This window comes from Caulobacter sp. 17J65-9, assembly GCF_010975005.1.
Taxonomy (GTDB): domain Bacteria; phylum Pseudomonadota; class Alphaproteobacteria; order Caulobacterales; family Caulobacteraceae; genus 17J80-11.
The window spans coordinates 1-6862 of record NZ_JAAIVC010000185.1 but is presented as its reverse complement, the minus strand read 5'-3'; the positions used below and the strand labels follow the sequence as shown (position 1 = coordinate 6862).

Below are 6862 nucleotides of genomic sequence, written 5' to 3'. Positions count from 1 at the left end.
CCCGGTGCGCCCGTTCGCCCCCTCCACCACCCTGCGGGTGGTCCCCCTCCCCCGCCGCGCTTCGCTTGCAGGGGAGGAGAATTAGGTCAGCTGGCCCTTGGTCATGAACGTCTCCAGCGCCACGCGCAGTTCGTCCAGCACCCTCAGGGCCGACGGGTCCTGCGCGACGTGGGCGAAATAGCCGGCCACCGCCTCGTGGCGCTCCAGCATGTCCGCATCGCCGAGCGCCGGGGTCATGGCCCGCACGAAGAACAGGGTCGGGACCAGCTGGCAGTCGGCGAAGGTGATCTTGCCCGAGAAGCCGCCGGCGCCCGCCAGGAACACGTTCAGGTGCGCCAGACCCTCGTCCAGCGCCTTCATCTCCCTGGCCACCACCGCGGCGTCGCGGGTGGCCGGATTGGTCTGGCCGAACAGCCGCTGCAGCGGGCCCATGACGTAGCCTTCACCCACCCGGGCCAGCAGCCGCACCCGCGCCCGGTCGGCCGGATCCGCGGGGAGCAGCGGCGCGCCCTGGCCCAGGTCCTCCAGATACTCGACGATGGTGTCGGACTCCGGCAGGCAGCGGCCGTCGTCCAGCACCAGGGTCGGGATCTTCCCGATCGGGTTCAGGGCCAGATACTCGGCCGACTTCGGCCCGCCCGGCGGCAGGGCGATTTCCAGCGACAGGCCTTTGGCGTACACCGCCAGACGCACGCGGGCCGCGAAGGGCGACAGGTTCGCGGAATAGAGCTTCATGGGGCGGTCCTTCAGATGAGCGCGGGCGAGACGGTATCGAATCAAAACGGACTCGCCAAGCCGGAGAACGGCGGTTCGACGGGCCGGATGGTGCACGTCGGCGTGGCCGGGGCGCGCGGACGCATGGGCCGGGCCGTCCAGCACGTGCTGGAAACCCGGGACGACGTCATTTGTGCGCTGCGCTTCGACCGCGGCGAGCAGCCGGACTTCGGGTCCTGCGACGTGGTCATCGACTTCACCACGCCCGAAGCCTCGGTCGCCCTGGCCGAGCGCTGCGCCGAGGAAGGCCGCCCGGCCCTGATCATCGGCTCCACCGGCTTCACGCCCGAGCAGGCCGCCGCGGTCGAGCGTGCCGCCCGGCGCATCCCGATCGTGCGCAGCGGCAACTTCTCGCTGGGCGTCAACGTGCTGATGGGCCTGGTCGCGCAAGCGGCCGAGCGCCTGCGCGCCAATGACTGGGACATCGAGATCTTCGAGGCCCACCACCGGCGCAAGGTGGACGCCCCGTCGGGCACCGCGCTGATGCTGGGCGAGGCGGCGGCGGCCGGCCGCGGCGCGCCGCTGGCTGATCTGCGCCGGCCCATGCGCGAAGGCGTGGGCGAAGCGCGCGAGAGCGGCACGATCGGGTTCAGCGCCATGCGCGGCGGCGGCATCGTGGGCGAGCACTCGGTGGTGTTCGCCGCCGACGACGAGATCCTGACCCTGTCGCACTCGGCCCGCGACCGCACCCTGTTCGCGCGCGGCGCCATCGAGGCGGCGCAGTGGGTCGCCGGCCGCCCGGCCGGTCTGTACGACATGCAGGACGTGCTGGGCTTCCGTCAGGGCTGAGCCCCAAACGCGAACGGGCGGCCCGAAGACCGCCCGCTGCATTCTCGAACTTCGTCGGCCTCAGGCCGCCTTCAGCACGTTCTTCTTCACGAAGAAGAACACGGCGATGACGATCAGCAGGCCGATGTAGGTGGCCGCGGCGCCCATCCAGAAGCTGGCGGTCACCAGCGGCGGCAGCTTGAAGGTCGCCCCGCTCAGGACCGGCACGATGGCCGCGACCAGAATCTGGATCACCGTGGCGCCCAGCGCCACCACCCAGATCTTCTTCCACTCTTTCATCAGAACCGCAGCGCCCAGCGCGATCACCAGCGCCAGAATCTGGGAATTCACGCTGTTGAAGCCGCCTTGCACGAAGCCATAGGCGTCCGACAGGTAGGGCGTGACTGAGTCCATGGTACCCCTCCAGCTCGCCCGTCCCCCCGACGGGCGCGTGTAAAGCTTGATTTACCACGAGCAAGCAAGGCGGACCAACCGCCGGAATACCGGCGTTATCAGTTTCCGCCTGTCGACCCGAACCCCCCGGCCCCGCGGGAGGTTGCATCCAGCGAGGCAGTTTCTCGCCACAGCGCGCGTTCGTGCCTGGCGATGACCAGCTGGGCGATGCGGTCGCCGCGCCGGATCACGAAGTCTTCCTGGCCCAGATTGGCCAGGATCACGCCCACCTCGCCGCGGTAGTCGCTGTCGACCGTGCCGGGCGAATTCAGGCAGGTGATCCCGAACTTCAGGGCCAGGCCCGAGCGGGGGCGCACCTGCGCCTCCAGGCCCAGCGGCACGGCGATCTGCAGCCCCGTGGGCACCAGGGCGCGCGCGCCCGGCTTCAGGGTCACCGGCGCGTGGTCCGGCACCGCCGCGCGCAGGTCCATGCCGGCGGCTCCGGCCGTCTCGTAGGCCGGCAGCGGCAGGCCCTCGGCGTGGGGCAGGCGAACGATCTCAATCAGGGTTTCGGTCACTTCAGACGCTCAGCGATGGTGTGGGCCAGCCTGCGGGCCACGTCGGCCTTGGAGGCCCTCTCCCATCGCTCGATTCCGGCCTTCGAGACCAGCGCCACGGTGTTGGCGTCGGCTCCGAACACGCCAGCCGAGACGTCGTTGGCGACGATCAGGTCGCATCCCTTGCGCTCCAACTTGGCGCGGGCGTGGGCTTCCAGGTCGTTGGTCTCGGCCGCGAAGCCGACCACCACCCGCGGACGCTGCGGGCCCGCCGCCGACAGGCCGGCCAGGATGTCCGGGTTCTCGACCAGGCGCACGACGGGCGCTTCGCCCGCCCCCTTCTTCACCTTCAGGTCGGCGGCCGCCTCGGGACGCCAGTCGGCCACCGCCGCCACGCACACGGCGGCGTCGACCGGCAGGGCGGCGCGGCAGGCGGCCTCCATCTGCACGGCGGTCTCAACATTGATCCGGTTGACGCCGGGCGGCGCGGAAAGCCCCGTCGGGCCGGACACCAGGGTCACCTCCGCCCCGAGCGCCGCCAGGGCCTCGGCCACGGCGTAGCCCTGCTTGCCGCTGGAGCGGTTGGTCAGGCCGCGCACCGGGTCGATCGGCTCGAAGGTCGGGCCGGCGGTGACCAGCACGCGCTTGCCGGCCAGCGGGCGGCCGCCGCCGTCCAGGCGCGTCAGCGCCGCCTGCAGGATCTCCTCCGGCTCGGCCAGCCGGCCCGGACCGAACTCGCCGCAGGCCATCTCGCCCTCGCCGGGCCCGACGAAGCCCACGCCGTCGGCCTGCAGGGTGGCCAGGTTCCGCTGGGTGGCCGGGTGCAGCCACATGCGCACGTTCATGGCCGGGGCCATCAGCACCGGCTTGTCGGTGGCCAGCAGGGTGGTGGAGGCCAGGTCGCCAGCCAGGCCGGACGCCGCCTTGGCCATCAGGTCGGCGGTGGCCGGGACCACCACCACCAGGTCGGCCGAGCGCGACAGCTCGATATGGCCCATCTCGGCCTCGTCGCCGAGGTCGAACAGGTCGGTGTGCACCTTCTCGCCGGTGATGGCGGCGAAGGACATGGGCGTGACGAACTCGGCCCCGGCGCGGGTGACGATGGCGCGCACGCCGATCCCGCGCTTCTTGAACAGTCGCGCCAGTTCCAGCGCCTTGTAGGCGGCCACCCCGCCGCCGACGATCAGCAGTACGCGCTTGGACAACGCCCCGCTCCACGAAACTTCAGGCGAGCCATAGCGCCAAACGGCGCCGCCGTCAGCGTCGTCGGCGGCGCGACCGCGCGAACGGACCGGGAACATAGAACATTGCAAGAACCTTTAGCTTGAGATAACGCTGGTCGCGCAAGAACTGCGGGAGGGGGCGATGGCCCTGTCGAAGGTGATGACGGCGGCCTCGGCCGCCCTGGTGCTGTGCGGCCTGGCGGGGTGCGACAACGGCCCCTCGGCCGTGCAGACGCGCGAACGCGCCGAGGTTTCTGAGCGGGATTACGCGCCTGCGGACGACCGTGGCGAGCGCACGACGCGCGCGTCGGCCCGGCGCGAACGGTCCGACGAGACCCCGAACTACAAGGGCGAGCCGCTGTGGTCGGCCAGCAAGCGCTACGGCGCCGAGGAGAACGCCCGGCGCAATTTCGAGCGCAACGGCGAGGCGGTCGGGGCGCGCGACTACGACGATTTCCTGGCCAAGGTTCACGGCTTCGTGCGCAAGCCGCCGAAGGGCGCCCTGACCCTGACGCGGGCCAACGGCGACCGGCTGCTGTATGATCCGAAGTCCAACCTGTTCGCCGTGGTCACCCGGGACGGCGCGCCGCGCACCATGTTCAAGCCGGACGACGGCATGGCCTATTGGGAGCAGCAGGTCGCCCGCGAGGCCCGGCGGACGTCGCCAGACCAGGAGACCCAGGATGGGTGAGTTGCTGGCCCGCGCGATCTGTCCGGCCTGCGGGCACGCCAGTCTGGACGCCGCGGGCAAATGCGAGGTCTGTCCGGTGTGCGGCTGGGAGGACGATCCGACCCAGCGGGAAGACCCGAGCTACGCCGGCGGACACAACGGCATTTCTCTGCAGGAAGCACGGCTGAACTATTCGCGCTTCGACCTGGCCTTCCCGCCTTCCGAGGTGGGGGTCTAACGGCCCGCTTAGGGCGCGTAGGCGCGCAGGAAGCGCCGGGCGCACTCGGCGGCCGAGGCGGCCAGATCCTCGTCCGGCTCGGTCAGGGGCATGCCCAGGAGGCCGCGGGTGACGCGCTGGGCCGTCACCATGCCCATGAACATGGCCGCCGCCTTGTCGGGATCGTCGACCGCCAGGCGGCCCGCCGCGGTCTCGGCGGCCAGGTAGTCGGCCAGGCGGCGGCGCGATTCCGCCGGACCCGCCTGGTAGACCGCCGGCCCCAGCTCGGGCGCGTCGCGGCCGGCCAGCATGGTGGCCCGCATCATCTCGACGTGGCGCGGGTTGGCGAGCTTCTCCAGCATGATCCGGCCGAACACGCTGAGCGCGCTGAGCGGGTCGCCGATATTGGCGTCCAGCGGCGCGGCCATGGCCTCGGCCCGCTGGGCGGCCACGGCCCGGGCGATCTCCACCTTGGAGCCGTAGTAGTTGTAGACGGTCTGGCGCGAGACCCCGGCCCGCTTGGCGATCTCCTCGATGGAGACGGCCAGGCCGCGTTCGGAGAACAGCTCGCCGGCGGCGTCCAGCACCGCCTCGGCCTTGCGCTCGTCGATCTGTCCGGCGGCGCGCGACATGTCAGTGCGCGTCCGCGGGCGGCGGCGGGGCGTTCTTGACCGGCCGGGCCAGGGTGGTGATCACCGCGGCGATGGCGCAGGCCACCGCCAGCATGGCGAAGGCGTCGCCGAAGGCCAGGTTGACGGCCTGCCTGTAGAGCATGCCCTCGAACGCCTTGTTGGCCGCGCCCTGCGGATCGGCCACGCCCAGGCCCTCCATGCGCGCGACCAGACCCGCCAGCATGTCCTGAGCGCGCACGCCCGAGGCCGACACCCGGGCCGACAGCTCGGACAGGTGCAGGGCGGTCTTCTCGGTCAGAGTTGTGTTCAGCAGCGCCAGGCCGACGGCGCCGCCGACGTTGCGCGACAGGTTCACCAGGCCCGAGGCGTTCTTCACCATCTGCGGCGACAGGGTGCTCATGGTCACCTGCTGGGAGGCGATCATCGCGATCATAACCCCGATCCCACGGCAGGCCTGCACGCCGGCGAACTCCCAGAAGCCCCACTCGGTGGTCACCGCGTGGGCCATCCACATGCCCCAGGCGACCATCATGAAACCGAAGAACATCGGCACGCGCGGGTCCAGCTTGCGCGCGATCCGCCCGGCGATCGGGCCGGCCAGGAACATCGACAGGCCCGAGACCACCATGGTGGTGCCCACCTCGGCCGAGGAGTAGTCGCGCACCCGGCCCAGGAACAACGGCATCAGGAAGGTGCCGCCGAACAGGGCCGCGCCCGTGACGAAGGTCATGATCACGCCCACCCGGAAGTTCCGGTTGGTGAAGGCCCTCAGCTCCACGATCGGCTGGCGGTAGGTCAGCGAGCGCCAGACGAAGGCCACCCCGGTGAAGACCGCGATCACGGTCAGGACCAGGATGCTCTCGTCGGCGAACCAGTCGTTCTTGGAGCCTTCCTCGAGCACGAACTGCATGCTCATCAGGAAGGTCGCCATGACCGCCAGTCCGAACCAGTCGAAGCCCTTGGCCAGCGACGGGTCGCCCCTGTCGAAGTCGCCGTAGCGGCCGACCAGGAACAGCACGATCGCGCCCGGGAAGACGTTGATGAAGAACAGCCAGCGCCAGCTCAGCGCCTCGGTCAGGTGACCACCCAACGTCGGGCCCACGGTCGGGGCCAACGTCACGATCAAGCCCATCACCACGCTGGCGGTGACCCGCTTCTCCGGCGGGAAGGCGGTGAAGGCGACGGCGAACACGGTCGGGATCATCGCCCCGCCGACGAAGCCCTGCAGGGCCCGGCAGACGATCAGCATGTCGGTGCTGGTCGACAGGCCGGCCATCACGCTCATCACCACGAAGCCCAGGCACGAGGCCAGGAACACCCTCTGGGTGCCCCACAATCTCGAGAGATATCCCGACAGCGGGATCATCACGACTTCGGGGATCAGGTAGGCGGTCTGCACCCAGCTGATCTCGTCGGCGCTGGCCCCGATGCCCGCCTGGATCTGCGGCAGGGAGGCGGCGACGATCTGGATGTCGAGAATGGCCATGAACTGGCCGACGACCATGCCGGCGAAGCCGAGCAGCAGCTTGGTCCAGTCGATGGCGGCGGCCGGGGCCGGCGCGGCGGGCGTCGGGCCGCGCCCCGGCTTCGCCGGCGCCTCGGGGGCGACGGCGGCCTGGGCCGTGCTC

General features: G+C 70.8%; 9 protein-coding genes. 3 read left to right on the top strand and 6 right to left on the bottom strand.

The window, feature by feature from the left end; translation table 11 throughout:
* Positions 1 to 81 precede the first annotated feature (81 nt).
* Positions 82 to 735 (bottom strand): glutathione S-transferase family protein, encoded by a 654-nt coding sequence (locus G3573_RS18860; protein ID WP_163263228.1) that lies wholly within the window; start codon positions 733 to 735, stop codon positions 82 to 84.
* 87 nt (positions 736 to 822) lie between these two features.
* Here G3573_RS18860 and dapB point away from each other — a divergent pair, with 87 nt between their 5' ends.
* A complete protein-coding gene (gene dapB, locus G3573_RS18855; protein ID WP_163263227.1) occupies positions 823 to 1563 on the top strand; it encodes a 4-hydroxy-tetrahydrodipicolinate reductase in 741 nt (246 codons plus the stop codon).
* Positions 1564 to 1623: 60 nt separating this feature from the next.
* Here the strand turns inward: dapB and G3573_RS18850 are convergent, their stop codons facing one another.
* From G3573_RS18850 to coaBC, 3 genes are all read right to left on the bottom strand, one after another.
* Entirely contained in the window at positions 1624 to 1956 is a 333-nt protein-coding gene (locus G3573_RS18850) for a hypothetical protein (protein ID WP_163263226.1), read from the bottom strand.
* 98 nt (positions 1957 to 2054) lie between these two features.
* On the bottom strand, positions 2055 to 2513 hold the full coding sequence (gene dut / locus G3573_RS18845; RefSeq protein ID WP_163263225.1) for a dUTP diphosphatase: 459 nt from the start codon (positions 2511 to 2513) through the stop codon (positions 2055 to 2057).
* Positions 2510 to 3697 (bottom strand): bifunctional phosphopantothenoylcysteine decarboxylase/phosphopantothenate--cysteine ligase CoaBC, encoded by a 1188-nt coding sequence (gene coaBC, locus G3573_RS18840; protein ID WP_240454800.1) that lies wholly within the window; start codon positions 3695 to 3697, stop codon positions 2510 to 2512. The genes dut and coaBC overlap by 4 nt, the downstream gene beginning before the upstream one ends.
* A gap of 160 nt (positions 3698 to 3857) precedes the next feature.
* Here coaBC and G3573_RS18835 point away from each other — a divergent pair, with 160 nt between their 5' ends.
* Together G3573_RS18835 and G3573_RS18830 are read left to right on the top strand one after the other, a co-directional pair.
* Positions 3858 to 4406 carry a hypothetical protein gene (locus G3573_RS18835; protein WP_163263223.1) on the top strand — a complete coding sequence of 183 codons (549 nt, stop codon included), beginning with the start codon at positions 3858 to 3860 and terminating at the stop codon, positions 4404 to 4406.
* Positions 4399 to 4623, top strand: coding sequence for a CPCC family cysteine-rich protein (locus G3573_RS18830; protein WP_163263222.1), 225 nt, complete (start codon positions 4399 to 4401; stop codon positions 4621 to 4623). The genes G3573_RS18835 and G3573_RS18830 overlap by 8 nt, the downstream gene beginning before the upstream one ends.
* Before the next feature lie 8 nt (positions 4624 to 4631).
* Here the strand turns inward: G3573_RS18830 and G3573_RS18825 are convergent, their stop codons facing one another.
* Positions 4632 to 5234, bottom strand: coding sequence for a TetR/AcrR family transcriptional regulator (locus G3573_RS18825; protein WP_163263221.1), 603 nt, complete (start codon positions 5232 to 5234; stop codon positions 4632 to 4634).
* Between the two features lies 1 nt (position 5235).
* Positions 5236 to 6774 carry a DHA2 family efflux MFS transporter permease subunit gene (locus tag G3573_RS18820; protein ID WP_346427420.1) on the bottom strand — a complete coding sequence of 513 codons (1539 nt, stop codon included), beginning with the start codon at positions 6772 to 6774 and terminating at the stop codon, positions 5236 to 5238.
* Positions 6775 to 6862: the final 88 nt, after the last annotated feature.